This window comes from Chryseotalea sanaruensis, assembly GCF_003990915.1.
GTDB lineage: Bacteria > Bacteroidota > Bacteroidia > Cytophagales > Cyclobacteriaceae > Chryseotalea > Chryseotalea sanaruensis.
Genome location: NZ_BHXQ01000002.1, coordinates 290,122 through 314,583 on the forward strand (window position 1 = coordinate 290,122; position 24,462 = coordinate 314,583).

17 protein-coding genes are annotated in these 24,462 nt (G+C 38.8%); 1 reads left to right on the forward strand and 16 read right to left on the reverse strand.

The genetic code is table 11. The features are described from left to right. Positions 1 to 64 precede the first annotated feature (64 nt). Entirely contained in the window at positions 65 to 430 is a 366-nt protein-coding gene (locus tag SanaruYs_RS05715) for a DUF1801 domain-containing protein (protein WP_127121571.1), read from the forward strand. Between the two features lie 123 nt (positions 431 to 553). Here the strand turns inward: SanaruYs_RS05715 and SanaruYs_RS05720 are convergent, their stop codons facing one another. The 16 genes from SanaruYs_RS05720 to SanaruYs_RS05795 all read right to left on the reverse strand — a co-directional run bounded on the left by SanaruYs_RS05720 (position 554) and on the right by SanaruYs_RS05795 (position 24,459). Next, positions 554 to 1,018, reverse strand: coding sequence for a hypothetical protein (locus tag SanaruYs_RS05720; protein ID WP_127121572.1), 465 nt, complete (start codon positions 1,016 to 1,018; stop codon positions 554 to 556). A gap of 24 nt (positions 1,019 to 1,042) precedes the next feature. Further along, on the reverse strand, positions 1,043 to 2,230 hold the full coding sequence (locus SanaruYs_RS05725; RefSeq protein ID WP_127121573.1) for a M20 metallopeptidase family protein: 1,188 nt from the start codon (positions 2,228 to 2,230) through the stop codon (positions 1,043 to 1,045). A gap of 23 nt (positions 2,231 to 2,253) precedes the next feature. Then, positions 2,254 to 3,642 carry a formimidoylglutamate deiminase gene (gene hutF, locus SanaruYs_RS05730; RefSeq protein ID WP_127121574.1) on the reverse strand — a complete coding sequence of 463 codons (1,389 nt, stop codon included), beginning with the start codon at positions 3,640 to 3,642 and terminating at the stop codon, positions 2,254 to 2,256. Further along, positions 3,642 to 4,463 carry an N-formylglutamate amidohydrolase gene (locus SanaruYs_RS05735; RefSeq protein ID WP_246011853.1) on the reverse strand — a complete coding sequence of 274 codons (822 nt, stop codon included), beginning with the start codon at positions 4,461 to 4,463 and terminating at the stop codon, positions 3,642 to 3,644. Before SanaruYs_RS05735 ends, hutF begins: the two co-directional genes overlap by 1 nt. Beyond that, positions 4,442 to 4,744 carry a hypothetical protein gene (locus tag SanaruYs_RS05740; RefSeq protein ID WP_127121575.1) on the reverse strand — a complete coding sequence of 101 codons (303 nt, stop codon included), beginning with the start codon at positions 4,742 to 4,744 and terminating at the stop codon, positions 4,442 to 4,444. Before SanaruYs_RS05740 ends, SanaruYs_RS05735 begins: the two co-directional genes overlap by 22 nt. Positions 4,745 to 4,750: 6 nt before the next feature. Continuing rightward, positions 4,751 to 5,020, reverse strand: coding sequence for a hypothetical protein (locus SanaruYs_RS05745; protein WP_127121576.1), 270 nt, complete (start codon positions 5,018 to 5,020; stop codon positions 4,751 to 4,753). Next, complete coding sequence (locus tag SanaruYs_RS05750) at positions 5,020 to 6,279, reverse strand: glycoside hydrolase family 3 protein (protein WP_127121577.1); 1,260 nt, start codon at positions 6,277 to 6,279, stop codon at positions 5,020 to 5,022. Before SanaruYs_RS05750 ends, SanaruYs_RS05745 begins: the two co-directional genes overlap by 1 nt. Next, on the reverse strand, positions 6,279 to 7,571 hold the full coding sequence (locus tag SanaruYs_RS05755; protein WP_127121578.1) for a D-alanyl-D-alanine carboxypeptidase/D-alanyl-D-alanine-endopeptidase: 1,293 nt from the start codon (positions 7,569 to 7,571) through the stop codon (positions 6,279 to 6,281). The genes SanaruYs_RS05750 and SanaruYs_RS05755 overlap by 1 nt, the downstream gene beginning before the upstream one ends. After that, positions 7,568 to 8,089 (reverse strand): DinB family protein, encoded by a 522-nt coding sequence (locus SanaruYs_RS05760; protein ID WP_127121579.1) that lies wholly within the window; start codon positions 8,087 to 8,089, stop codon positions 7,568 to 7,570. The genes SanaruYs_RS05755 and SanaruYs_RS05760 overlap by 4 nt, the downstream gene beginning before the upstream one ends. Before the next feature lie 8 nt (positions 8,090 to 8,097). Continuing rightward, the gene (locus SanaruYs_RS05765; protein ID WP_127121580.1) at positions 8,098 to 10,752 is read right to left on the reverse strand and encodes a PAS domain S-box protein; all 2,655 of its coding nucleotides are present in this window, start codon (positions 10,750 to 10,752) and stop codon (positions 8,098 to 8,100) included. A 3-nt stretch (positions 10,753 to 10,755) separates the two neighbouring features. Then, entirely contained in the window at positions 10,756 to 11,523 is a 768-nt protein-coding gene (locus SanaruYs_RS05770) for a hypothetical protein (RefSeq protein ID WP_246011854.1), read from the reverse strand. Positions 11,524 to 11,660: 137 nt separating this feature from the next. Then, entirely contained in the window at positions 11,661 to 14,306 is a 2,646-nt protein-coding gene (locus SanaruYs_RS05775; protein WP_127121581.1) for a two-component regulator propeller domain-containing protein, read from the reverse strand. 86 nt (positions 14,307 to 14,392) lie between these two features. After that, entirely contained in the window at positions 14,393 to 15,586 is a 1,194-nt protein-coding gene (locus tag SanaruYs_RS05780; protein ID WP_127121582.1) for a caspase family protein, read from the reverse strand. Positions 15,587 to 15,588: 2 nt separating this feature from the next. Further along, positions 15,589 to 22,173: an FG-GAP-like repeat-containing protein gene (locus SanaruYs_RS05785; protein ID WP_160118593.1), complete on the reverse strand. Its 6,585-nt coding sequence runs from the start codon at positions 22,171 to 22,173 to the stop codon at positions 15,589 to 15,591. A gap of 34 nt (positions 22,174 to 22,207) precedes the next feature. Further along, on the reverse strand, positions 22,208 to 22,951 hold the full coding sequence (locus SanaruYs_RS05790) for a Ser-Thr-rich GPI-anchored membrane family protein (protein WP_127121584.1): 744 nt from the start codon (positions 22,949 to 22,951) through the stop codon (positions 22,208 to 22,210). A 314-nt stretch (positions 22,952 to 23,265) separates the two neighbouring features. Beyond that, a complete protein-coding gene (locus tag SanaruYs_RS05795) occupies positions 23,266 to 24,459 on the reverse strand; it encodes a caspase family protein (RefSeq protein ID WP_127121585.1) in 1,194 nt (397 codons plus the stop codon). Positions 24,460 to 24,462 lie beyond the last annotated feature (3 nt).

Genomic DNA, 24,462 nt, shown 5'->3' on the forward strand with positions numbered 1-24,462 from the left:
AACAAATAATGACTTACTGATATAAATCATTAAATCCATTACGCTTTACTTGTACCTTTACTGCATGACGGTACAAGGCTTTATCTCTACCCTTCCTAAAAAGCAGAAAGACATAATGACCATGATGCGATTGTGGATTTTAGATTTAGGTCCCAATGTTACTGAAGAACTCATCAATAATATTCCATCCTTCCAATTAAATGGTGCCCTCTGTTATATTAGCCATGATGAAGATAGCGTAAGTCTTTGTTTCAATCGTGGTTTTGAATTACCTAAAGAATATAATTTTCTGGAAAGTAAGGGCAGGAAGCAAGTAATGTCAGCTACCTTTTATGGGCTGACTGAATTAGATGAATACGAAGACGAGGTAAAAGAATTGTTAAATGAGGCTGCAGCTTTAAATGGTTTTCTGGCGAAGAAAAGAAAATGATGAATAAATTTAGAATTTAGAATTGTTTACAAAGATGAAAAGGAACAATCTCAAATTTAAAACTTCTTTCAATTGAAATGCTGTTCTGTGAGGACACAGATCAGGGGTAAGGATAAGGATAAATTACCTTAGTTCTCTCAAGTCAAGTGAAAGTAATTCCTTAATAAAGTCAGGACGGGATTGCATAGAAGGAATTGCTTTTAGCGGCTCATAAATAATTACAACACCTTTCTGTTCATTTTTTCCATAACTCATTGTTTTCACTATTTTAGAATCATGCTTAAACAATAAAGTTGAGAATTGAGAATTACTTTCCACTTCACGAACTGTATCAACTCTCAGTAAACTATTCTCATGAATAATTCTCTGAGAAAATAAATCTATTAGCGCTTCATATTGTGCTGGCTCAGCGTAATGCCAATGAACCATATATTCCTCACACTGCATGCTTGATTCTGTATTTGATTTGCAACCCTTAGGAACAGCCTTCTTATAGTTAAAGAATGTTACCCTCCATCGCTGACTCAAAAAACCCAATACGATTAGCGTAGCAAATGCGCCAAGTATAATAATTGATCGAGAAGTCATAGCCTTGCTACTTAGTTTTGATATCTAAATCATTAACTCCTTCACCGCCATCCACGCCATTAATCCACTACTTATCTTTAGCGCATCTTCATCTATATCAAAGGTGGGGTTGTGTACATAAGACGTTATCCCTTTAGCTTCATTTCTTGTGCCCAGTCGATAGAAAGATGCGGGTATAATTTGTGAGTAGTAAGAAAAATCTTCGGCTCCAAGTGTAATATCAATATCAACCACATTTTCCTTACCCACATATTCTGTGGCAGCTGCTTTTATTCGCTTGGTTACTTGTGGGTCGTTTTGAAGAAAGGGATAGCCACGTGATATATTAACTTCACATTTACCGCCCATGCCTTCTGCTAAACTCTCTGCCATTTTCTTAATTCTCCGTAAACCTTCTTCTCTCCACTCTTCATTCATCGCACGGAAAGTACCCGCTATGTTTACTTCCATCGGAATAACATTGGTTGTAGCACCACCTTCAATTTTTCCAAAGGTTAAAACCGTAGGTTGCTTAGGGCTTGCGTTGCGACTGATAATTTGCTGCAAGGAAACAATAATATTACAGGCAATTACAATTGGATCAATGGTGAGGTCAGGCGCAGCGCCATGCCCACCTTTACCAAGTACTTTCATGTAGATTTCATCTGCGCTGGCCATGTACATTCCCTCACGAAAACCAATTTTGCCAGCAGGCAATAATGGAAATACATGCTGACCAATAATGGTAGCGGGTTGTGGATTCTGCAGCGCTCCATCACGGATCATATAAGATGCACCACCAGGATTTTTCTCTTCACCTGGTTGAAATAAAAAACGAATTGTTCCCTCAAATTCCTCTCGCAAATCATGCAGAATTTTCACTGTGCCCAACAAAGATGAAGTATGTACATCATGACCACAGGCGTGCATCACACCTGGATTTGTAGATTTATACGAAACATCGTTTGCTTCAACAATCGGCAAGGCGTCCATGTCGGCACGAAGTGCCACCATCTTTTTTGTTGGATTTTTTCCCTGTACTTCAACAATTAGTCCTGTGCCCGCTACTGCCTTTGGCGTTAGACCGAACGATCTTAATTGCTTATCAACATATTTTACTGTTTCAAATTCCTGATAGGATAGCTCCGGATGTGCATGCAAATGGCGTCTCCATGTAATTACATCTGTAGTGTATTGATTGGCGAGTACTTTAATTTTATCTAAAAGATTCATTTCTCCTTACAACTTAAAATTATCTATCTGTTCTTTATGCTTTGCATTGCCTTTGCAAAAGCACTTTGAATTACCTCATTTCTTACATGTCTATTCTCCTTAACAATCCACCTACCGTGCATGATTGTTCCCAACACCATGGCACTATCAGCAGCATATACAATGCTGGCCATTAGTTTTTCATTTGATGTATTGGCTAACAGTGGAGATGCTGCATTATATACCACTGCATGAAAGGCTTGATCAATCTCAAATGGAGATGCATCACCCAAGCCCATAGCAACTCTTCCATTGGTAGTTTCTGTTTGGACTAAATAGGCTGCTGCATTCCCTTCAAAAGTATTGCGTTGGTTTGTTATTAATCTTTGCCGGTAGTCGATCATGCGAAACTCTTCTAACGGGTTTATGCCTATATGACTATCTGTGCCAATACACCATTTTCCGCCATATCTAACATAATCTTTCATTCTGAAAATGCCATCTCCAAGATTTCCTTCGGTAGACGGACATAATACTACATCTGCTTTTGCCTGTGCTAAATTTTTTACTTCTTCATCAGATAAATGCGTAGCATGCACCAAATGAAATCGTTCATTAACAGGAAGATTATTTAACAACCACTCCACTGGTCGTTGTTGGGTATAGGCAAGGCAATCTTCAATCTCTTTTTTCTGCTCCGCTATATGCAAATGAAAGGGAATATTTTTGGGCCCCTGTTGATAGGTGCTTTTAATGTCTTCCAAATCAACTGCACGCAATGAATGTACACTAAAACCAAGCTTGGCGTGTTGATGCTGTTTAACTATTTCTGCTGAATCATCAAGCAGATGAAAATAATCTTCAATGGTTCTGGAAATAAATCTTCTTTGTCGTGCTTGTGGCTCTGCACCAAACCCGCCTTTCTGATAAAACACAGGAATAAGTGTGATATTAATACCAGCTGTTACTGCCGCTGCCACCATTCTTTCACCCATCTCTCCTAAATTATTATAAGGCTTGCCATCCTTATCGTGATGCAGATAATGGAATTCTACTACATGACTATAACCGTGTCTTACCATTTCGGCATATAACATGGCTGCTATAGCTTCCACTTCATCCGGGTTTACAGCAAGTGCACATTGGTACATGGCTTCGCGCCAAGTCCAGAAGTCATCACTAGTGCCGGGTGCATGTTGCTCTGCTAAACCAGCCATAGCGTATTGAAAAGCATGTGAATGTGCATTCTGAAATCCGGGTAGAGCAATGCCATTTACATACTCAATAGCTGCTGCCTCTGTGGGTGTTTCAGAGGAAATAGAGAGAATACAACCACGCTCGTCCAAACAAACAAAGGCTGGTGCAAGCCAAGCTTGATTATACCAAAGTTGGTTAAAGCGAAATGTTTTATATGGTATAGGTTGTGTTTCCATTATTTCAACGCTATAATCAATTTGGTTAATACTGCTTTTAAAAGGTCTCTCATCTTATTGGCTCTTGCTTCGCTATACCGTTGCTCCTGATCATCCATATACATCGTCTTGCTCATTTCTAATTGCAATGCATGTACTTGATGAGCAGGCTTTCCAAAATTTCTGGTAATATAACCACCTTTAAAAGGATGATTGTGAAAAACTGAGTAATCACCTTGTTGTAGAGAGTTCAACGTAATATTAATAATTTCTTCTGAAGCAGAAGTACCATCAGCATTTCCCAAAATCAAATCTGGAAATTTTTCTTTGTAGATGGTCGGTACATGTTGACGAATGGAATGGCAGTCCCATAACAGTACCTTGCCAAATTTTTCTTTCTTCTCTTCAATCAGTTCTGCCAGTTTGCTATGATATGGTTTGTAGTATTGTTGCACCCGCCTGTTTACTTCTTGTTGCTCTACTTCTTTTCTTTCATCATTGTAAATCGGAGCGCCAAAAAAGGTTGTTGTTGGACAAAGGGCAGTAATAATTCGGCCGTCATTATACAGCGGTTTACTTTCCGGATCGCGATTTAAGTCAATTACCCAACGACTATAATTAGCGTGAATCATAGTAATACCTAAGGCTGGCGCAAAATCATAGAGCTTGTGCACAAACCAATCTGTATCGTCAGGTGCATGGGTTAGTTCTTTCTTAAAATCATTCTTTAATTCATGCGGAAAGGCTGTACCGCAGTGAGGCACACTCAATATTATAGGGACTTCAGGAGCAGTGGTTTGCTCTATAAAATAAGTTTTGTTCATTTCCTTTTTTGCTGGCATGCTTGCAATGCCTGGTTGCACATCGTTTCACTTTTTGCTGCCAAGTCTCTCTGCATCATAGCCTCAAGTTGAGCTTTTTCAGCCACAGCTCTTACTTGTTGCAAATCTTCCATTAGCTTTTCACTTAACACTTTTTGAAGCTTGGCTTCACGTCTTTGTAAATAAGCAAATACAGTTGAGCACAACAACAATACAAACAGTGACAGCAGTATTATTTTGTTCCGTTTAGCAGAAATCTTCTGTTGTTGGTTTCCATTAAGCAAACTTTGTGACCTGTTCATAAATACTTATTTAGTGTTTGCTTTTTTACATTCATCCAAAGCTTTTAGTGCAGTGGCAAGTCTCATGTTAGCTTCTGCTGCAATCTGCTCGGCTTCTAGTCTATACTTTGCTGCCAGCGTTACCACCTTATCTGCATCCTTTGAAATTCTTTCAACCTCTTTTTTGCTTGTAAATGCATAAACAATGGAGATAACAGAAATTACTATTGAAGATGCTAATATGATGGCCGTGATTCTGGCTCTTCTTACTTGTTGTTTATCAAATGATTTCTCCATTATTGTTTCTTCTTTGAGCGTTTTTTCTTCTTCTCATTTTCCGGTGCCGCTTCGGGTATGGTTGTCTTATTTATCTTATTGTAGTTTTCTTGCGCTTGTTTGAATTGCTTTTCCGCTCTTCTTAAATTTTGTAAAGCATAATGTTTCTGGCTTAGCACTTCACGTTGATAGTAGGCCTTATCATAAGCAAATGATTTTTTCAAAGTAAGAATGCGCTGATACGATTCATTAATCCGCTCCTCGCTTATAGTACCATTCTGAACAAGTTTTTTGATAATGCCATGTACTTTATCAACAGTTCGTTCTTCACTGCCTGATATATTATTAGAAAAAGTCATAACATCAACACCTGCTAGAATAGCCAGCTTAATGGCCTCCTCTAATCCATAGTGTTTAGTGATAGCGTGCATTTGCATATCGTCTGAAAAAACAACACCTGTGTAACCAATTTCCTTTCTAAGTATATTCCCAAGAATACTGTCTGACAAAGTTCCCGGTAGGCCTCTTGCATCCAATTTTTTATTCACGATATGTGCACTCATTATGCCGTCAACGTAGCCGGCTTGCAATAACTTTTTATACGGTATCAATTCTTTTTCATGCCAAGTGTTAGTAACATCTGCAATACCCAAATGTGTATCGGCTTTGGAGCTACCATGACCAGGAAAATGTTTTAGCACAGTGATAACACCCAGTTTACGGTGCTCTTCAATAAAAGCTTTAGCCATTATACTTACTGTATCGGCATCTGCTGAATAGGAACGCTCCACTTTAGCAATAATAGGATTGTCAGGGTTACTGGCCAGATCCACTGTAGGTGCAAAATTTACATTAATACCCAACCCTGCGAGTGTTGCCGCTGTGGCTTGTGCATAGAAACGAACTGTGTCGAGTGATTTACTTTTACCAGCATAAGCAGCCGAAACAGATCTGGGAAATCCATACTTCTCTTTCAACCTATTAACACGACCTCCTTCCTGATCAATAGCAATAAAAAGTGGGGTTATTGCTGCCTGCTGATAAGTCCAGATAATCTTTTTCAAAGCCATGTATGAGTTTGACCTTGGTATATTTTTTTCAAATATGATAATGGAGCCAACCTTTCCATCTCTAATCTCCTTTAAAACTTTCTCATCAACTTTTGTATCGGCAAAGCCAATTAAAAGCATTTGACCTATTTTGATAGATAGACTATCAATCTGTGAGTATGATGTACTGATAACACCAATACTTAAAAGGCATGTAAAAAATAATTTCATTACTTATAATTGTCGCGAATGTATTCTAATATGCTTTGCATATTTCTCCGGATATCCGAAGTGGATGCAAGATAGTGACTGTTCATAAAAGAAAAGATCAGGGTTTTGCCAGAACGTGTAATTAAATAGCCACTCAAGCTGTGGTTATTAGCTAAAGTGCCCGTCTTGCCATAAAAATAGGGCTGTTCCGACTTATACCAGTTTGCAACTGTACCATTTACTCCCCCTGTTGCCAGTAAAGGGAACAATCTTTCTCTTGGCACTTTCTGATATATTTTCTTCCAAACAGCAACTATACTTCTAGGTGTAAATAAATTGTAGCGCGAAAGTCCTGAGCCGTCAACCCAGCGAAGCTTGTCAGGCAAATCACTCAAATAACTTTGCTGCATTAAGCGCATTGCCGGCCCAACACTTAATGAATCACTAATTGTTGCTGAGCACATTAATAAAAGTTGTTCAGCTAGAAAATTATCACTTTCCTGCATCATCACTTTGTAAACACTATCTACTGGTGTATTGAAGAAAGTTTGTACATCGAAAGGCATCGCTGCATTTATATATGCCACTGGTTTTTTTAAGGTATCCTGCAAAAGCAGTCTCGTCAGGCTGTCGCTGGTGCGAAAGGGTGTTTCGAAGGTTTTGCTTATAATCCGTTGTGAGGGGTGAAAGGTAAAATGATTAGTATCTTTTTCACGAATAAATTCAGGATTTCTCTTCTCTTCTGCGATGCTTACGCTATTAGCAAAGTAAGCTGGCTCAATGAGTAATATTGAAGAATCGAAAGTTGCAGTTACTAAATTACTGTAAATTGGAAATGCGGATTTCTCTGGCTGGTAAGAACCATTGAAATCATCCCACGCCCAACCACTACCAAAAGCTTCTTCATAAAAATTAGTTGATGACAAATATAGACTGCCTTCGGTGTTCTTTAAAAAATCAAAAGATGCAGGATTGTTGTAAATCTTATTGTTTAGAAATGTAGGATCGCCCATTGTCCAAACAATTAATGAATCAGTTGATTGCTTATATTTAAATGCTGGCAATGAATCATTCAGTATAGTAAGGCAGGTATAAAAGGTAAGAATTTTAGTGTTAGAGGCCGGAGTAAAATATCGATCTGCTTTATATTCAAAAACGGTTTTACCCGCATCAATATCATACAATGAAAAACCAGTATGATCCTGAAATTTTATTTCAGTATCGCTAAAATTCCGCTCGAGTGTATTTTGGAAACGCGGAGAACATGAAAAGAGTAATGTGGTAATGAAAAAAAGAGCGATGACTTTTATCATATTCCATCCGAGAGATATCGTTCCTGAAGTACAATGCGGTGATGTGTTTCGTGGCCCGCTACAATATAACCCAAAGCTACTACAGATATTTGAGTGTTGTTAGCTTTGCCGATTCGGTTAAGCATTTCAGGTGTTAAATTTCTAAATAAGTCGAGGGTAACAATTCTAAGGTTATGTACTTCTCTGGCAAGCTGAGCAATACTTCTACCGTGCGCATTCGCTTCAGGGGCGTAGGTATTTTCATCGAAGCCATGCAATTCCGTACTATCATTTCTCGAAAAACGAAGTGCTCTGTAGCAAAAAATTCTTTCTGTATCCATCATGTGACAAAGTAATTCCTTGATGCTCCACTTACCTTTATCGTAACGGAACTCACCTTTTGTTTCAGGGATGGAAGTCAATAGCTCTTGTAACAGCTGCTGACTTTTCTGGAGGGCATCCATTAGCGGAGCATCACAAACATGTTTCACATATGTTTGATAGAATGAAGGGACTGAATCAAGGTTAATATACTGCATATCTCTGCCTAAAGATTAGGTATTACTAATTTTATAGTTGTGCCTTTCCCGTATTTACTTTTAATATCAATTTTACCATTCAACTTATCAACCGCTTGTTTAACAATGTACATTCCCAATCCAGATCCTTCAGACTTCTCAGTTGCGCGGAAAAACATATCAAAAATTTTGTCAAGATACTCTTTCTGAATACCTATTCCATTGTCTTCAAAAGTAACCGAAGCCCTAAGCGTATTGACATCAATTGTTACTTTAAGGTAGCTCTTCGAGTTGATATTATAGTATTTAAATGCGTTAGAAATAATATTGCCAAATATCAGTTTCAGTGTCATTTCATCTGAGTGAAACTTTGCTTTGCTTTTACATTTAATAGCAATTTTAAGTTTCTTGAAATTTTCAAGGTACTCTAACTCTTTAATATTTGCAGCAATGAGTTCATCTAATACTACTTCACTAGTGCTAATTTCAGCCCTACTTACTTTTGCATAGCTAAGCATGGAGCGAACAAATTCATCTAATTTTCTTACACGTCCCTCAATTTTCTCTAAGTAGTCATTTACTCGTTCCTTCTCGCTATCAAACTTTGCGAGATTAATAAGGCCTAACACAGAACTAAGTGGAGACCGGAGGTCGTGTGAGGTTTTATACATAAACTGGTCGAGTTCGAAGTTACGTTCCGACAACTCTTCCATGGTCATTTTTAAATCTTGTTCACGTGCTTCCAGCTTCCAATTCTGGTTTATCAACTCTTCATTAAGCGCCTTGATTTTTTGTTCATTTTGTTTTCTAAGTGTAACATCTCTTATAAAAGCTGCCGCGCCTGTTATATTGCCGTCTATATCTTTTACCGGGCTATAGGAAACTTCCACGGCTCCTTTTGAGGGTAGGATCATTTCGATGTTAAAGTATTCACCCTTAAGTGAACGTATTAGATTTCCCTCCAGGTTTGGATAATCAGACTTAGGGAAAACTTTAAGAACATTATCACCCACCTTAATTTTTTTTCCCGTTGATTTAAGAGCCCGTTCCTCATGCGACTTATTAAAAATCAGGTATCTTAGGTTTTGGTCTACTGCAAAAATTCTGTCTTTGGTGCTTTCTAGCACTGCTGTCAGATTAGAAAGCAGTTGCTTAGCCTTTTGCTCTGTTCGCTTTTGCTCAGTTATATCCACCACAAACATTGCGGCCCCCTGAAGTTCATTCTTTTTACCTTTAATCGGATTAAAAGTTATTTGGATAATTCTGTTTGGATAGTTCTCATAATTAACCTTATATTCTTTAATAAAGCGATCTCCTTTGATGGCGCGTTTTATTTCTTCAGGGTACCAGTTCTCGTCAACTGATCCTTTTAGGTAATCTCTTAAGTCTCCCCCAATCATAATTTCTTTATTGTAGAGGAGCTTCATAACCTTTTTATGATTCTCATTAAAGGCTAAATACCGAAACTGTTTATCTAGCGCATAAATAGATTCTTGAGTGCTCTCCATAATAGCGCGGAGATTAGAGTGTAGTTGAAAAAACTCATCCTCCTTGCTTTTTATTTCCGTTATGTCGCGTACGACACCATCCATGATATAGGTGCCGTCAACCGATCTAAACATTGTACTATTGAGCGAGCCCCAAAATGTGCTACCATCTTTTCTGCGATAGAGTACTTCAGCATTGCTTACTTTCGTTGACTTCTTTTGACCATCAATTAGCTTTTTACGATCAGCAGGATTTGCATAAAATTTTACAGGAGAGACCTTGAGTATTTCTTCCAGACTGTTATAGCCAAACATTTTTACGTAAGACTCATTTACGTAAATCAGTCCCTTAGTGGGAGAACTCCTAAAAAATCCTTCTTGAACATTATTACTAATAGAGGAAAGGAGTTGTTGGCTCGCCTGAAATTTTAGTTCGGATTTTTTTTGCTCTGTTATGTCCTGTACGGTGCCAATGTATTGGGTTCTCCTATTAGGAGACGACAATAAGCTAATTGTCATTTTAACCCATATTTTCTTTTTGTTTTTTTTGTAGAATTGAAGTTCCTGATTTCTTACAACCTTTTGTTGTGCCATAAGGCTTAAGATGTATAGGCGTTGGGCATCATCAACATAAAAATCTCGAGGTCTTGTTTGAGCTAATTCTTCAAACGATTTGTAGCCCGACATTCTTAAAAATGCCTGATTAGCATATAAGAATTTATCTCCGAATTCACCTAAAAAAATTCCTTCTTCAAGATTTTCATTGATGATTTCTAAAAGTTCCTGAAACTGCTGTGATTTTTCTTCCGCCTCCTTTCTCTCACTAATATTTCTGAAATTAGAAATTACACCATTTACCTCAGGAAGGTGTAATTGATTAGTAAGTGTAGTTTCTCCCCAACGGAAGTAACCTTTTTTATGTAATAGTCGCTGCTGAAAGGTAATTGACTCCCCTGGCTTTAGACTGAAAAAAATTTTGTGAATTTTATCTGCCTCATCAGGATGAACAAAGTCTGATCCCTTCCTTCCTAATAAATCTTTATCGGTATAACCACCAAAACGTTTTAAGGAAGGACTTGCGTAACGAATAACACCTTTTTCGTCATATAAAACTATGGCATCATGGGCATGTTCTATAAGCGCTTTAAAGCGGGTTTGCTCTAAAACACCTGACGTAGTATTATTCTTTTTGGCCATGCATTAAAATTCTGTAAATAATGCATCAGGTAAAGCATCACTTACACTTACTTCTTTAGGTCCCTTTCCATCTGAGCGTTCAGCTGATAGCAGGATTTTTCCATATTTTTTATAGTTATCAAAAGGCCAGATTGCTGATGCTGTATCTTGAGTTGCCTTTTCAAAGTATGCCCACTGTTTTACCAGGTTATCCTTTCGATCTACATAAATGTGATATTTATTTTCTGGGGTTGAGCCCACATTTTCAAAAGTGAGTTGCAATACATTACAAAAGCCTCCCGTCTGCAGCGTATCCTCTCCCAAATATTTTAGTGTAACACCTGAATCTTTTAGTTTAAAAGGCATCACCAACCAATACGAATCGTTTATCCAGATTCTCTCTGCTCTTTTTAGCATTGAACTTAAAGTATCTTGCTCAGTCAGCTCTGTGTTTTTAATACGTACTCTTCCCTTACCTGTCTTCATGTCAAGTAAGTATATGGTACTGTCCGGTATGGATTCAATTCTTACCCTGCCATCTTGTTTGTCCCACACCAGGTTTCTGCGACCGAAAAAATTCCAGCTGATAAAACGCGTCTGATCCCAGGCAGCTCTACCTCCCTGGGCACGCATAACACTGTCTGCCAATTCCATGGCAGCGGGGTCAGACAATTCGATATTAAAACCATCGGCAGGAGGATTTTCCAGGCCTGATAATTTGCTATTGTTTTGCTGTTGCTGACAGGCCATAAACAATAAAGCTAAAGCCAGCTGAGCGTAGATATGTTTCATGAGTTACAATTATAAAATAATGTCAGATCTTAGCCTTACTGGCATTTACACATCAAACATGCAACATCTCAGTAAACAAAAACGATTAAGCTAAGAATTTACTTAGGCATTGCATGGGTGAATTTTAAACTAAGATACTATTTATCTACGGTTGTAGGCTTTCTTATTGTTGGATTTATAATCTGATAAAGTTTGTTTTTTTCGCTTGTTGAAAACATCACTTTTCTCAGGAACATCTCTACCGGAAGTACTAAAAATGCAATACCTACTTGCAAGCCAAAATCCATAACTGGGCTTGTGGTGACGAAATAAGTGCCTACAGCCGCTTGAATTAAGGTGATTAACAAAACAATGGTAAGCATTGAAAGCATTTGCGCAATTAGCCTATACCGATTGTTTAAAGCCTGAAGACGCATCGACAATACCACCAACACACTAAAAACGGCAAACTCCATGGCATAGAACCATGGGGTTTTCCAGAATGGAGGGTTAATGCGCACACGAATACTTTCCAACTCACTAATTCTTCCCAGGGCATCTCTTGTTTGAAACTTGAGTGTATAATTGCCTAGTGCCAGGTAGGGGAAATTAAAAACATTATTGCTAGTCCAGTCTGACCAGCCTCCTTCAGCATCTGAACCTTCCAATGAGTACCGATACTGGGCGCCCAATTGAGAACCAAATGTTGCTTGAACAATTTCTACATTTAACTGCCCTCCATCTTGCTCTAGTTTATAAAAGGGCAGATTAACAGGGAAATAGGATTGCTGATTGCGGATGGATCGAATCAAAAAGGGATAAGTAGTTGCCTGCTCTAATGATTTGTTAGAATAGAAGCGGAATAGCTCATTGTCTTTAGTAACAACCCATAAAGCATCAGTACCTTCTTCAGCATCAATGTAGCGCAGTTCAGCAAATACATTCAGGTATTCCAGGTTTTGATTGTCTTCAAAAGAGCCAAGGCATCTCCACATTTCTTTATACCGATACCAAAGATTGTCGCCTGTTGCAAAAAATTGAGAAGGCTTTCCTAGTGAATCAATTACGCGAACAGCACCACCATTTACTGTGTAGAAACCATTTGTGTTTACCAACACCATGGCATCGTCATATCTAATTGATTCGCTATGGTCCAATGCCGGATTGGTGAAAGCATATGTTTTTAATGTTTTATTTTCTTCTAAACTGTAAAGTGTTTTGGATCCTGTAATCCATAGAGTTCCCTTTGCATCTTCAACGAAGGAACTAATGTCATCATGTATGTCTTCGATCAGGGTGCTTTCTCCGGCTTCTGTCCACGAGAATACTCTGCCCCTGTAGGTTTCACCAACAATTCCGTACTTATCACTGGATGCAATAACTTCTACAGGTTCTTGTACTAATTGCTTTCCTTTAAGATCTTCAATTTCAAACAAGCCTGATAAACCTGACGCATATAAAGTACCCTTATGATCGACCAGTTTTTCGATTTTTGTTTGTATGCCCTCTACTTTTTTAAATGAGAAAGTGCTCCCCATTAATATTTTCCGCACCTGTCTGATTTTCGCTACTACTGTTTCTGTTTTTTCTTCTACTAATGGTTGGTTTTCTTTTTCTGGTTCGTTCTTCTTTTTCCTTGATCGAAAAAGCCCTCTACGTTTTGCCGGCTCTTCTTCTTCCTCCTGTACAGCTATAGCTACCTGCTTTGTTACAGTGCCTTTCTTTTCTATAAAATATACTTCGTCCATATATTGATCTTCTTTTACCAAAGTAAAAAGACCAACAGATGTTCCCACATACACTCTGTCTTCGAAGGTTTTTGCACAAAGTATGTTTCCGCTAAGGCCAGTGTAATGATTAAAAGAACGGAAAGGTAATTCAGGTGCAATACAGCTAAAGCCATATTCATGACCAACCCATACATTTCCTTCAGAATCGCGCCTCATGCAAAAGACTTCATTATCGGGAAGGCCAGAGTAATAGTTTATAATTTCTTCGGTTGCACCATTTTGCGGGTTTATAAAAACCACACCGCCATTAAGGGTACCAAGTGCTATTAGTTTATCATTGACCCATGCACCACTTACCACTACACCAGATTGCAAATATTTAGCATCTTTCAGCACAACCTCTTTTAAAGAAGTGGATGCATTAGCCAGGTAATATTTTTGATCTTCGGTGACTACAAAATAATTGTTATTAAAAGAAAGCACCAAGTCAACACCCTTTAAAGATCCCAAGTCGGTATTTACCAGACCGGCTCCTTCAACTTTATAATTATTGCCGCTAAATGTAGCTGCATAGATTTTCCCAGATAACTCAAATAAATTTGAGAAGCCTTCTTCGCCTTCTGGTAACTTTAATCTGTTTATTTTTTTATCGCTTATCTGATAACTAACCAGTTCATTTTCTGTGATGAAGTATAATACACCCTTATCACTTACACTTTCAAAATAATCGTGGCCTGGATTGGATAAAATAGGTCTGAGTTGTAAACTGTAATCAGTTGCAGTGATAACCTGACCGATCACACCTTCACCTCCGGCAAATATCTGACCGTCCTCCATGCTCAGGGAGTAGATAATAGAGGGTGTAGCTATGGTTCGCCAATTATGACCATCAAATTGTGTAAGACCCTTACGGCTGGCAAAATACATCAGTCCACTTGTATCCTGAGTCATATCAAAACTAAGTGCCCCTGCCTGTGTGTCTTGTGAGTAGTGGGAAATGTAGTAGTGGCCTGGTTGAGCAAATGCAGGCAAGCCAATTAGCGTGAGGATAAATAAAAGTAGAGTGATCTTCATGACTGGGGAATGATAAACCCAAAGTTAAGCTTTAAAATAAAAAAGGTGGACATTTCTGTCCACCTCTATGCAAAAGGTTCGGTATACTATTTGGCTACAAACACAAAATCGCTGCCGGGAGCATTGTCTCCGAATTCACCAAATCTAGGTTGAATCTTCAATTTTTCAACGTATGAGTATATTTCTGGAAGGGTTAAAACACCATCTCTCCCTCCTCTACTTCTTAATGCCTCAATTAAGTTTTTTGCAAATGGTGAATGCTTACCCGCAATACCGTCAGATACATAGGTTTTACCACCCGAGGTTAAAAACCTTCTCGTTTTATAGGTGAGCTTTCGGGTGATAAACTCTGCAGTGTTCTGCTCCTTGTATACCTCATCCCCAATACCCCTTGATGAAGCCAAGGCTGCATCAAAAGTTCCGCCAAAGCAAACATCCATAGCCAGAAAAATATGCTCACATGGAATGTTGTTGATGATAGAACGAAGTCGATTGTGCGACAGGTAAGTTGTTTTTGCTTCATCGTTAATCAACGATTCACGTGTTACCACAAAACCTTCACCAAAGGTTTGATCATAATTACCGTGGCCAGCAAAGAATATTAAAAGCTGATCCAGTGGTTTATATTTTTTCTCTGCATACTCACGGATCTTTTTTAGTACATCAGCTTGTGTGCCATTTTCAACAACATCGACTTGAAATCCGTAGGTCTTTTTCAATTCAGCTGCAATCGTGCGTGAATCAAATACAGGGTTTACTAAATCTCCCCAGTGGTCGTATTCATCTGTTGCAAAAATCAGGGCATAATCGGTACGGTCAAGTTTAGTTGCATCTGCAAGTGCTGCCGAGCCAATCGTAACCTTTCTATAGCTAACTGTTTTTTGTCCATCGATGTTCTCTGCTATAATCTCCAGCAAATTATCACCGTCCATTAGTGTAATGCTGCGCTCTACAACAGTATGAAGCTTTTCTTCATCTGTGGGTTGTATGGAGGAACTGCCACGGGACGCGGACTGTTCACTTTCCTTTACATTAATAATAATGCTTTTGATGGGTTTGTCAGAATCAATTTCTACCCTGATCTTAAACTTGTTCTCCTGTGCATAGTTTGTTTCTTGCACAGGCGTGATCCAGTTAATAACCGGAATGGTAGTACTAGCAAGTTTTTTAGGATCGCTGAAGTCCACCTCGAAATCATTTGTACGTGTACTCACGTTTTGAGCCATGGCAACGGCCACACTCAAAATCGTTAACGCTAATGAGAAGAGTCTTTTTTTCATATTTATTTTTTAATCAGTACTCTGGATTGTTGTATCTGCTTACCCTGTTTGTTGTCTACTGCTACTTTAAAAATATAGAGCCCCTCCGTATCTACAACCTGTGCTCCATTCCATTCAAAAGTATAATAACCAGGTGCAAATGCTTTACTAAGTATCGTACCATAACTTTTTCCCATTGCATCAATCACTTCAATCGACACTTGCTGCCGGGCCCCTCCTGCTTCAGGCAATGAGAAGGGAAGGGATACTACATCAGCGCTCGGATTAGGATATGCCTTGCCCAATTGGACCATGTTTGGTAACATTTCATTTATAATGTTTTCGCCATAATAAATCCTGAAACGTGAGGACTCATTAGGATTAAAAACATATGAAGATTGTGAAAGCATATCAACTGGTTGTTGAAGCGTTTCGTCAAATAAATAAATTTCTTGTTTAAGGTTTGCCAAATCTGCACTATTCCATTTAAGCGTTGCAGAACCACTTTGATTAGAAGCTACTGTAAACTCCCATACATACTTATCTGAAGTAGGCACTACATCTCGCGAGAAGTTTTTTGCAAAGTGCTCAGGGTGCGCGAAATTCAATTCCGAATACTCGAAAAACCGTGGTGGATTTACACCATCAAATTGGTCAAAGGAATTGTCGGCTAACTTATGCATACCTATGCCTCCAAAAGTATTTTCAAATTCACCATTGCTGATAGTTAAAGGCATTAGCCAATCACCCTCACCAAAAACAACATCGTTTGTTCTTACACCGGCATTAGTTTGTCCGGCAAAAGGAACTGAAATAGTTGCTGCTGCGCTGGCAAACACCAAGCCACCTTCAAATGGAGAAAGATTCTGATTTGTTTGAGCATATTGACCAGAGGTGTATTTCACCAAAACTGCATTTGTTCCTGTTAATGCATTGTAAGCTGATACATCTGCCCAGGAAATCGTTGACAGGTAGGGGTTGCCTATCATATTCCAACCTTGCTTTAGAGATATTTGAAAAAGGTTATTTCGGTCATTAGAAGGGGCAAGTATTCCTTCGCCTATTTCAATATCCTCTGCGACTTTAATGTTGATAAAATATCCTTCCCCTCGTTCAATTGTAGAGAAGTCTGTGGGAAATTCGCCCCAGCCAGTTTGATCTTTATATTTCAGGAAACGATAGCCAATTTTATTTTCAAGATCTGAAAGCTCATCAAAAACAGCTGTTATACTATTGCTATTCCCTAATTCAAATGGAATGGAAAATATCTTCCAGCCATTTTTAGTGCCGCCTAATCCGAGCTGAGCAGATGGTATTTTACTGTCAATTAGTGAATAGCTGACAAAAAGTTTATAGGTATTGGTTCCTGCCGGTGAACGCACTTCATTGCCTGATAAATCTGTTGCAGTAAAGAAGTATTCAAGACCTGTCTCGTCAAAAAATGTAGCAGGCACATTAAAATCATATTGATTTGCAATTCCTGAATTTAAAACTCCTTGTAAAGTACTAAAGGATACTGCTGCGATTTTTCTGTAATGCAGTACTGCATTTTCAACTTCACCAGAATTATCTGTAACAATTGGTGAAAAAATTGTAGCAGCACCTTTATTCACGCTTGTAGGTGCAGTAAATGTGATTACTGGTGCTACGTTATCTATCGTAAGGAAGCTCCAGGTAATTTCATTGCTTGCATTACTGAAATTATCAATAAAGGCACCAGCCTCAACTACTACATCATATAAGGTTTGAAACTCAAATGCTGAAGGAGGTGTAAAGGTAATTTTGTTGCCCGCAATAATTCCAGTGGCTGCATCGATCGAAAACTCAGGTTCAGGGCTTCCTTGGATAAATACATCTAATGTTTTTCCAGCCACACCTGTTACAGCCTTATTAAAGGTGATTTCAAGCGTTGAGTTAATCGCAACATCTTCAGCATTGTTTGCAGGACTTAGCAATGTTGTAGATGGCCCCGCAGTGGTTGTGAACTGCCAGGAAGATGCTTCAAGACCCGCAAAGTCGTTTCCATAAATATCCTTGAAAGCACCTACTTCAATTGCAACTGAGTAGCTAGTGCTATTATCAAGCGGTTGTGCAAGAGTAAAAGTAAATGTGTTTCCCGTTTTTACAGCACTTGTAACTGCAATGACTGATACAGGGTTTACTAAATCCGTTGTTTTAAAGATTCTTAAATTGCGGGCAGCTACAGCCGTTGCCTGCTCATTTAAAGTTATGGCCAATGTTGTGTTGGCGTTAACATCCGTAGCATCAGTGATCGGGGCCAATTGTGTAAGTACCGGACCGGTATTGTCTTCAATTACCGTTAGCAATTGATTGACAGTAACATTTGCAAGTGTTTGTGTTATACCCGATGGCCACTCAATTATTAATTCATCGATAACTGAAGAGGAACCGAAACCAAAGTGAACGATAAGACTATTTTGTGAAGCAAGAGATGAGTGACCTGTAACTTCACGATGCTGTGTTATTGACCCTATGCGCGCTTTTACTCTGGCGCCAATACCAGAACGATTTGAGACTGTACCGTTAAGTTTAAGTTTTAACCAATTATTTAACCCTCCGCTATTTTTAAAAAGATGACGGTTTGGAGGAGCCTGAGCATTTTGTGAGAAAAAGGCATTCAAGCTGGTAATGGCAATATCCAAGTATCCATCGTTATCATAATCAGCTAAAGCAAGGCCGCCATTAATAGCCGCATTATCACAAAATTTTTCAGTTGTTAGTTTGGTAAAGGTTGTGCCATTTTGGTTTAGATAAATTGTGTTGCTTCCGAATCTGGAGGTTACTAAATCAAGAAAGCCATTATTATCTATATCACCCCAAACCGCTGAAATTGTACTAGCTGGCTGTGCCTCCATAAGAACGCTTGCTTCTTGTTGGGAAAACGTAGTTCCTGCATTATTGCGAAATAATTTATTAGGTGAGGATGCCTCTTGCTCGGTAACATATACATCAATAAATCCATCATTGTTGTAATCACCGGCTGCTCCTGCCAATGTTTCTGCTAATAGTGTAAAACCAGGATTAGGCAATTCGGTAAATGAGCCTGTTCCGTCATTTTCAAAAACCAGTGCTGATGTTACTGATTGGGCGTCTATAACAAAGATAGCATCCATGTCACCATCATTATCTTTGTCAAGCCAGACAACATCATTTACAGCCCTTCCTTCTATTGTTAAATCACCTGAATTGGTAGCGGCAATAAATTCTCCTGAATTGGTTTGGAGATATAAAGCATCTTTAACTGTGCCAGGATCATATTGTGAAAAAGTAATATGTAAGTCTAATAAACCATCACTATTCACATCAATCCAACTAGTATAAAATGTGCCGTCATCGTCTGAGCTCGTATTTTGATTTACAATTGAATTTACTTTTGTAAATGTAAAGTTTCCATTGCCGCGATAAAGCGCGTGGGGCTCACCTGATGATGCAAAAAAGATGTCCAGATTACCATCTTTATTATAATCAGCAATACTAGCTGTTATATATCTGTTTGATTCAAACACGTCATTTAGCGGAGTGAAAGTGCCATTGTCATTTCTATATACAAGTACTTCCTGTAACTCAAGGGAAAAAATTCCGAAATTGGTTATTATCAAATCTTCATCTCCGTCATTATCAAAATCTCCCCAAAGCGTACCAATGGTATTAGTTAATGGCGTAGTGGTTACGCTTTCCTGTTGTAAAAAACGTGGAACTGTAAACGGTATACTTACTTCACTACTTGGCGAAGAGTCACCCGTGCTATTCCTGGCTATTATTCTGTAAAAGTAGGTTGTGCCTGGCGTTACAGTATTGTCTATATGGGATGATGTAGGATAGTTAACTTCAGCAATTTGAGTAAATCCACTACCGGAAACGGTAGAACGTTCAACAACAAAAGAGGTTTCAAATGCGGTTGGGGTCCAACTAATTTCTACTTCTGTGCTGCTGAATGCAAATACTCTTGGAAGCTGCGGTGCGGCAGGAATAGGATCTGTTGCATTTAATGTAAGCTCCACTGTACGACTTACTGAAGGAGCAACACTCGGATTGGATATCCAATGCAGGGTTAATACGCTAGTTACGTCATTCCATGAGCCATTTTGTGTCGGATAAATATCTGGTGAGCCCTCAGCAAGAAACTGATCGCGAATATAGACAGTCCCGCACGACTCCTCGATTACAGCAGGTTCGTCAACACTAACAAGACCGGCCGTAACATCACTAATAGAATAATATCCATCTGATTGTTTTCTTACAACAACATTTAAAGCTGTTTCTTCAGTACCTACTATAAACAGTGACCAACTTCTATTGTCGGGAATTGTTGTTTCGCAAACACTTAAAGTGTTTGCTACCACCTGTTCGAAAGGAGAGTTTCCAGAAGCGTTTATGGCCGCCACTCTGTAAGTTGTGGCAGAGCCTGGTGTCCTGTTGCGATCAACAAAGTATATTCTTCTTCCTTGTCCATTAGGGGCAGGCGAGGATAAAGTATCCAGAGAAACAAAACTTGTTCCATTGAAATATTGTACAACAAATGCATTCTCATTAAAGGAGTCATCGGTCCAACTTAATGTAACCTCTTCTGTACCCGCACCTGCAACATCAAAACTTAAAACTGGCGAAGGAGGTATTACTGTTTCATTTGTATAGTATAGCCCGCTAAATGGAAGCAACGCAAAAGCTCTTCCACTTTGAATATTACCTTCTACAACAAGATTAATGATCTCATAGAAGTCACCAACATTCCCAAATGAAGTTATAGTTGTATAGGTCTCACCTAAATCCCTGGAAACTAAAACTTCTTTTCTATCACTTCCATCATTTCGGGTAATAAAAATATGCCCTTGATCTGAGACAAACATTTGGCCTCCTGGAGGTGCATCTTTTATAATCCAGTCATTATTATTTTGGAATTGAAATGCCAATTTGTGGATGCTCGATCCCACATCTCCATAAACAAATGTTAAACCCTCTTTAACTTGAAGACTTTTTATATTGTCAATTGCGTGTTCTGTTACAAGAGTAGCTGAAGCTGCAAACGGAAGTGTGGTTAAATCAATTTTATACACTTGGTCGTTACCGCTATCATAATCGTACCATAACAAATATAACTCGTTAGTTACATCATTACGAACCATTAGTTTCCGGGGAAATCCATCAAGTAAAGGAAGATTCGTAACTGTTGTTGCTGCAGACCAAGTTAGTGCCTGGTCAGACGAGTAATAGAGTTGGCCATTGCCATAATCAAGTCCATATAGTTTCTGAGTGTTGCTGCCCATAGCAACCAAACCAACATCAGTGGGAGGCATGATGCCGCGTTCTGTTATAGAATTATTGGATGAATTGTATAGATAACTTTTTTCGCTACCAATTATTAAAGCTGTTTCGGAAAGCTCAAGTGGTAAAATGTGTCTGAATCGTTCGCGTGTATGCAGTATATCTGACCAAGTATTATTTACACCTTCAAGTGCATGAACGTTAAATTGGCTTGTTACTAAAACTGTCCCATCTGATAAATGTTCCATATCAGTTGGTTCCAATCTGTCTATCCCATTATTCGCAACCACAAAAGAAGTGCCTCCATTAGTTGTCCTGATTACACCACGCGTTTCAGTTCCTAGAATAAAGCTTGAAACACTACCTCCGGCCAGACATCTTACATCAGCCGTGAGCAACCCTCCTACTCTCTCCCAGAGGAAGCTTCCGTTAAAGTCTTTTAAGTAAATTTTTCTATTATAATTGTCAACTAAAATCAATTTATCTCCTAGAGAAAGTATAACTTCAGTGCCATAGTTATCTTCAAAATTGAGATCCTCTAAACCTGTATTGTCTACTAGCCATTCATCTCCTACTCGAAAGTCAGTACCTGCTCCATCAACATCATTAGAATAAATAAATCCAAAGTCTCTGGTAAAACAGTACATCTGGCTTTCTTGATAATTGTACTCCAGATCAAGCACTACAAAGTTGCCTACGAGGTCAGTTGTTACCTCGATTGCTGATTCACCACCATCTATAGAGCGCAGAAGTCCACCTGCCGAACTACTTGCTGCTATAATAATATCACCAAATTCACTTATCTCGATGTCGCGTAATACACCAGCAAATGGTTGACCCGTATCAAAACCAAGGTTCCATGTAGCACCCTCATCATCAGAGTAATGAAGGTTACTATGTCCCATACCAATTAATCGACCAGATGGATGTCTTTTTATTCTTCTTGATTGATGAGAATTTTCATCAGTGTTTTGTTTAGTAAATGTCACCCCGTTATCTATAGAGCGATAAGTATCATTATATGTGAGGATGTATATGTTGCCAGATAAAAAATCATATTCAATATCTAATACAACTTCTTTTGCGCTAGATAGTAAGACAGGTGTCCATGTTGTTCCATTATTAGTAGATACGTATGGGTAACCCTCTGGGTAGAAAGGGCTACTACTTGAGGCTGTCGCGAACAGCTTGCCAGTTGAAGTTCTTTCTAAATCAACTATTGTTCCTCCAAATGGGCCAGGAACAAAGGACCAAGTGTTTTGGGCATTAGCAACAGATATTGAAGCTAAAAGAAGAATGAGGGTCTGTAAAAGAATTTTTTTCATGCTCAGATAGGTCATGTCAGTTTTAAGCTATTTTCTAATTGCCAGGAAGATCTGGGACAGGAATTTCTCCATTGGTGTTTCCTGGAGGATTATCGCCTCCACCTCCACTACCAGCTAAGGCTACCGCTACACCGCCAATTGCTAACACGGGTACAATTTTAAGTAGCAAAGGAATTTTAGGTGTAACTGCAAAAGGTTGAGAGATGGCTACGTCTTGCGAATTACGTGAGTCTGTAATTCTAATAATGTAATCCTTGCCTTTGCTTTGATGTTTTGAAATAAAAAGTGTGTAGCTGCCATTATTGGGTTGATTAGCAACTGCATTAATTTGTTGCCCCCCATTCAAAAACTCAACGGTAACAGGATTGCTATTACCTGGTTTCCAGGTAATAGTATGATTTTTACCACGCTTCATTTTTGTCGTAGCCTTTATGTTTGTGAACTTTGCTACTGGGACAAATTGTTTTCCGCGCACTTCAAGTGAAAGCCTGCCTTTATAAGGCCCCAACTCCTCACGGATACTCCATTCGATTTTTCTGTCGCTTCCAGGCTTAACCTCATTGCCAACATCACCTTTTACTTTTGTTAAAGCTGTGTTGAAATTGCTCTGGGAGCTGTAAAGCATTATTTGATACTCATTATTGGGGTTACTGTCTTCCAAATCGTAATGCACGATGATTTTCTCACCGGCTAATTCTACTCGTTTAATTGTAACCTTTTGGGCAAAAGCACAAAAGGGAAACAACAATAATAGAATACTAAGTAATTGTACTCTCATTGGGGTGGGGGCTAAATGATACTTGAATTAAAGTTAGCAAAAAAGCAAACTATATACTTCAATTTAGGTACATGTAACTTACACCAAAGAAAATTCTGCAAATAACATGGCGAGCGTATTATCATCGAATTTTCAAGAATTTAAGGTAATCAGCGTAGTAAAGTCTATTTTGAGCTGCCGAAATGTATCAATAAACTGTATGGCTATATGTTTAAGACAGTTTTTTTGAGTAGTTCTACTTTTTGTAATAAGCTAAATGCAATAAAAAAGGTGAGCCATTTGACCCACCTTCTTTTTGGAGTAAGATATTGCCATTACCTGGCTACAAACACAAAATCACTGCCGGGAGCATTGTCTCCGAATTCACCAAATCTAGGCTGAATCTTCAATTTTTCAACGTATGAGTATATTTCTGGAAGGGTTAAAACACCATCTCTCCCTCCTCTACTTCTTAATGCCTCAATTACGTTTTTTGCAAATGGTGAATGCTTTCCCGCAATACCGTCAGATACATAGGTTTTACCACCCGAGGTTAAAAACCTTCTCGTCTTATAGGTGAGCTTTCGGGTGATAAACTCTGCAGTGTTCTGCTCCTTGTACACCTCATCCCCAATACCCCTTGATGAAGCCAAGGCTGCATCAAAAGTTCCGCCAAAGCAAACATCCATAGCCAGAAAAATATGCTCACATGGAATGTTGTTGATGATAGAACGAAGTCGATTGTGCGACAGGTAAGTTGTTTTTGCTTCATCGTTAATCAACGATTCGCGTGTTACCACAAAACCTTCACCAAAGGTTTGATCATAATTACCGTGGCCAGCAAAGAATATTAAAAGCTGATCCAGTGGTTTATATTTCTTCTCTGCATACTCACGGATCTTTTTTAGTACATCAGCTTGTGTGCCATTTTCCAGTACATCAACTTTAAAGCCATAAGTGTTTTTCAATTCGGCTGCAATGGTGCGTGAATCAAATACAGGGTTTACCAAATCTCCCCAGTGGTCGTATTCATCTGTTGCAAAAATCAGTGCATAATCGGTGCGGTCAAGTTTAGTTGCATCTGCAAGTGATGTCGAGCCAACCGTTACCTTTCTGTAACTAATTGTTTTTTGTCCATCGATGTTCTCTGCTATAATCTCCAGCAAATTATCACCGTCCATTAATGTAATGTTGCGCTCTACAACAGTGTGAAGCTTTTCTTCGTCTGTGGGTTGTATGGAGGAGCTACCACGTGAAGCGGATTGTTCACTTTCTTTTACATTAATAATGATGTTTTTGATGGGTTTATCAGAATCAATTTCTACCCTGATCTTAAATTTGTTCTCCTGTGCATAGTTTGTTTCTTGCACAGGCGTGATCCAGTTTATAACCGGGATAGTGGTATAAACGAGTCTTTTAGGATCGCTGAAGTCCACCTCGAATTCATTTGTTCGCGTACTCACGTTTTGAGCCATGGCAACAGCCACACTCAAAATCGTTAACGCTAATGAGAAGAGTCTTTTTTTCATATA

What these genes read in the sequence shown, in the direction of transcription:
- SanaruYs_RS05715 (WP_127121571.1), top strand. Translation starts at nt 65, where the DNA reads ATGACGGTACAAGGCTTTATCTCTACCCTTCCTAAAAAGCAGAAAGAC.
- SanaruYs_RS05720 (WP_127121572.1), bottom strand. Translation starts at nt 1,018, where the DNA reads ATGACTTCTCGATCAATTATTATACTTGGCGCATTTGCTACGCTAATC.
- SanaruYs_RS05725 (WP_127121573.1), bottom strand. Translation starts at nt 2,230, where the DNA reads ATGAATCTTTTAGATAAAATTAAAGTACTCGCCAATCAATACACTACA.
- hutF (WP_127121574.1), bottom strand. Translation starts at nt 3,642, where the DNA reads ATGGAAACACAACCTATACCATATAAAACATTTCGCTTTAACCAACTT.
- SanaruYs_RS05735 (WP_246011853.1), bottom strand. Translation starts at nt 4,463, where the DNA reads ATGCCAGCAAAAAAGGAAATGAACAAAACTTATTTTATAGAGCAAACC.
- SanaruYs_RS05740 (WP_127121575.1), bottom strand. Translation starts at nt 4,744, where the DNA reads ATGAACAGGTCACAAAGTTTGCTTAATGGAAACCAACAACAGAAGATT.
- SanaruYs_RS05745 (WP_127121576.1), bottom strand. Translation starts at nt 5,020, where the DNA reads ATGGAGAAATCATTTGATAAACAACAAGTAAGAAGAGCCAGAATCACG.
- SanaruYs_RS05750 (WP_127121577.1), bottom strand. Translation starts at nt 6,279, where the DNA reads ATGAAATTATTTTTTACATGCCTTTTAAGTATTGGTGTTATCAGTACA.
- SanaruYs_RS05755 (WP_127121578.1), bottom strand. Translation starts at nt 7,571, where the DNA reads ATGATAAAAGTCATCGCTCTTTTTTTCATTACCACATTACTCTTTTCA.
- SanaruYs_RS05760 (WP_127121579.1), bottom strand. Translation starts at nt 8,089, where the DNA reads ATGCAGTATATTAACCTTGATTCAGTCCCTTCATTCTATCAAACATAT.
- SanaruYs_RS05765 (WP_127121580.1), bottom strand. Translation starts at nt 10,752, where the DNA reads ATGGCCAAAAAGAATAATACTACGTCAGGTGTTTTAGAGCAAACCCGC.
- SanaruYs_RS05770 (WP_246011854.1), bottom strand. Translation starts at nt 11,523, where the DNA reads ATGAAACATATCTACGCTCAGCTGGCTTTAGCTTTATTGTTTATGGCC.
- SanaruYs_RS05775 (WP_127121581.1), bottom strand. Translation starts at nt 14,306, where the DNA reads ATGAAGATCACTCTACTTTTATTTATCCTCACGCTAATTGGCTTGCCT.
- SanaruYs_RS05780 (WP_127121582.1), bottom strand. Translation starts at nt 15,586, where the DNA reads ATGAAAAAAAGACTCTTCTCATTAGCGTTAACGATTTTGAGTGTGGCC.
- SanaruYs_RS05785 (WP_160118593.1), bottom strand. Translation starts at nt 22,173, where the DNA reads ATGAAAAAAATTCTTTTACAGACCCTCATTCTTCTTTTAGCTTCAATA.
- SanaruYs_RS05790 (WP_127121584.1), bottom strand. Translation starts at nt 22,951, where the DNA reads ATGAGAGTACAATTACTTAGTATTCTATTATTGTTGTTTCCCTTTTGT.
- SanaruYs_RS05795 (WP_127121585.1), bottom strand. Translation starts at nt 24,459, where the DNA reads ATGAAAAAAAGACTCTTCTCATTAGCGTTAACGATTTTGAGTGTGGCT.